This is a genomic window from Neobacillus paridis, assembly GCF_016765675.1.
GTDB classification, from domain to species: domain Bacteria; phylum Bacillota; class Bacilli; order Bacillales; family Cytobacillaceae; genus Neobacillus; species Neobacillus paridis.
The window spans coordinates 1-548 of record NZ_JAESWB010000350.1 but is presented as its reverse complement, the minus strand read 5'-3'; the positions used below and the strand labels follow the sequence as shown (position 1 = coordinate 548).

Annotated in this window: 2 protein-coding genes; both read right to left on the bottom strand. The window is 64.1% G+C overall.

Annotated elements, in window-relative coordinates; translation table 11 throughout:
- A partial coding sequence (locus tag JK635_RS29175) for a HisA/HisF-related TIM barrel protein (RefSeq protein WP_235888273.1) occupies positions 1-201 on the bottom strand: 201 nt, incomplete at its 3' end.
- 2 nt (positions 202-203) lie between these two features.
- A partial coding sequence (locus JK635_RS29170) for a HisA/HisF-related TIM barrel protein (RefSeq protein WP_202655787.1) occupies positions 204-548 on the bottom strand: 345 nt, incomplete at its 5' end.

Genomic DNA, 548 nt, shown 5'->3' with positions numbered 1-548 from the left:
GATGATGTGCAGGATCAGGTCGCGCTCGTCGCTTGATGCGGTGATGTCGAGAAAGGTCAGTTCGTCCGCGCCCTGCTCGTCGTAGCGGCGCGCGATTTCCACCGGGTCGCCGGCGTCGCGCAACTCGACGAAGTTGATGCCCTTGACCACCCGTCCGGCGGTGACATCGAGGCAGGGGATGATGCGTTTTGCAAGAGTCATGATCAGTCGGTTTCGCCCTCTTCCACGCCGGAAAGCGCGTCGGCCCTTTCCTGCGCCAGGCGCAGGTCCAGCGTGCCCTCGTAGATGGAGCGGCCGCAGATCACGCCTTCGATGCCTTCGTCCTGCACCGCGCACAGCGCTTCGACGTCCTTGATGTTGTGCACGCCGCCGGAAGCGATCACGGGGATCGTCATGCTGCGGGCCAGGCGCACGGTGGCGTCGATGTTGACGCCGCCCATCATGCCGTCGCGGCCGATATCGGTGTAGACGATGGCTTCGCAGCCGTAGTCCTCGAATTTCTTGGCCAGGTCCAGCACTTCATGGCCGGACAGCTTGCTCCAGCCGTC